Origin of the sequence: Streptomyces recifensis, assembly GCF_002154615.1 — a bacterium.
Lineage (GTDB): Bacteria > Actinomycetota > Actinomycetes > Streptomycetales > Streptomycetaceae > Streptomyces > Streptomyces griseoluteus.
The window spans coordinates 1-2,140 of record NZ_MUNH01000864.1; the positions used below are offsets into that span (position 1 = coordinate 1).

General features: G+C 75.1%; 3 protein-coding genes. 2 read left to right on the plus strand and 1 reads right to left on the minus strand.

The window, feature by feature from the left end; all coding sequences use genetic code 11:
• Together CCN33_RS30420 and CCN33_RS30425 are read left to right on the plus strand one after the other, a co-directional pair.
• Positions 1–532: TIGR04282 family arsenosugar biosynthesis glycosyltransferase (locus CCN33_RS30420; protein ID WP_107484031.1), on the plus strand; the 532-nt coding region annotated here is incomplete at its 5' end.
• Positions 529–1,287, plus strand: a complete 759-nt coding sequence (locus CCN33_RS30425; RefSeq protein ID WP_086696498.1) for a class I SAM-dependent methyltransferase — start codon at positions 529–531, stop codon at positions 1,285–1,287. The genes CCN33_RS30420 and CCN33_RS30425, both read left to right, overlap by 4 nt.
• 310 nt (positions 1,288–1,597) lie before the next feature.
• Here CCN33_RS30425 and CCN33_RS30430 read toward each other — a convergent pair.
• Positions 1,598–2,140: molybdopterin-dependent oxidoreductase (locus CCN33_RS30430; RefSeq protein ID WP_167387991.1), on the minus strand; the 543-nt coding region annotated here is incomplete at its 5' end.

Consider the following 2,140-nt stretch of genomic DNA (forward strand, 5'->3'; position numbering starts at 1 on the left):
CGCCGCGCTCGCCGAGGCCGCGCTCACGGACACCCTGCGCGCGGTGGCCGCCGCGCCCGCGACGCGCCGGGTACTGGTCCTGGACGGGAGGCCGGGGCCCTGGCTGCCCGCTGGATTCGAGGTCGTCCCGCAGTGCGGCGGCGGCCTCGACGAAAGGCTCGCGGACGCCTTCGCGCGCTGCACCGGGCCCGCTCTGCTGGTCGGCATGGACACCCCGCAGATCACTCCCGACCTGCTGACCCCGGACTTCACCGACTGCGACGCCCGTTTCGGCCCGGCCGAGGACGGCGGCTTCTGGGCCCTCGGCCTGGCCCGCCCCGAGCCCGGGCTGCTGCGGGGCGTTCCGATGTCCGTACCCGAGACGGGGAGCGTGCAGCGCGAGCGGCTGGCCGCCGCCGGGCTGCGGGTGCGTGAGCTGCCCCGGCTGCGGGACGTCGACACCGCCGCCGATGCCCACGCCGTGGCCGCTCTCGCCCCGGACACCGTCTTCGCCGCGCGTCTGGCGGCCTTCACCCACTCCGGAGCAGCATGAGCACCGCGACCGCGCCCGCCTGGGCGGCCTCCGACCCGTACGCCACCGCGCTGCGCACCGGCCGGGGCCCGCTGTTCCTGCGGCGCGGCGACGGCTGGCTGCTGCCGCTGGACGTGGAACGCTGGTGCGCGGCCGCCGACGCCGTGGACCGGGCGGTGCTGGACCGCTGCGAGGGGACGGTGCTCGACGTGGGCTGCGGCCCCGGCCGGCTGGTGGCGGAACTCGCCGCGCGCGGCCGCAGCGCACTGGGTGTCGACGTGAGCGAGGCGGCGGTGGCCCGTACCCACACGCTCGGCGGGCAGGCGCTGCACCGCTCGGTGTTCGACCCGCTGCCCGGCGAGGGGAACTGGGGCACGGTGCTGCTCATGGACGGCAATGTGGGCATCGGCGGCGATGTGGCCGCCCTGCTGGCCCGGATGCGTGAACTCCTGTCCCCGAAAGGCCTGTTGGTCGTCGAGACGGTGCCCGGAGACGTGGACGAGCGGGCCCGGGTGTGCGTGGTGGACGTGACGCACGGCGGGGGAGCGGTGGGCGAGCCGTTCCCCTGGGCCCGTATCGGCACCCCCGCGCTGCTGGAACTCGCGCGGCGCGGGGGCTGGCCGGAGACCGTTCAGTGGACGGACGGCGAGCGGTGCTTCGTGGCCCTGCGCAGCCGCAGGACGAGCAGGAGGGCGGAGCCGCCGAAGAGCACGGCCGTGATGAGCAGCCAGCGGAGCAGGAACACGTCCGGGTCGAGCCCGGTGGCCGACCGGTAGCGGTCGGCCGACAGGCCGAGGATCAGCGGGCACCACACCAGGAGTGTCAGCCCGGACAGCACGGCGGGCACGCGTACGTAGAGCGTCCACCGCGCGGCGGTCCCCGCCCGCAGCGTGCGGTCGAGCGCGGAGTAGAGCGGCAGCAGCACCAGGTCGTGCAGCAGCGCCGCCCCGGCGAACCAGAGCACCACCCCGAGCCAGTCGCCGGAGAGCAGCCGTACACCGGCGTAGGCGGCGAGCGCGAACGAGCAGACCAGCAACAGCAGTTGCAGCGGACTCCCGAGCGGGACACGGAAGGTCGGCAGGCGCATCACAGGTCTCCGAAGGTCAGCCGGCCCACCCACTTGGTGTTGTGGACGCCGGGAGCGGCGGGCACGATGATCCGCGCCGGATAGCCGTGGTCGGGCGACAACTCCTCGCCGTTGACGTACAGGGCGAGCAGGGAGCGCGGGTCGGACACCTGGTTGGCCCGCAACGCCGCCCGCCGGAAGGCCCCGTGCCGCTGGAGCGACTCCACTAGCACGTCGGGCGGATCGCCCTCGTACCCGGCGAGCGCGGCGAGGTCGCGCAGCCGCACCCCGCGCCACCACTGGTCCGCCGTGGACCACCCCTCGACACAGGCGATCGGCAGCGACGAGCTGTGCTGCGGCATGCGGAGCAGCTCGGCCCGGCTGAGCCGGACCGTGCCGGCCGGGCCGGTGAGGACCAGGCGCCAGGCGTCCGGACGGGTGTCGGCGTCGGTGATCCCGGCGTAGCGGGCCGTCTTGTTGATCTGGAAGCCGTTCGGACCGCCGCCGGGATCGGCCCCGCCGTGCGGAGCGAGCAGCGCGGTCCGAACGGCTTCCAGATCAAC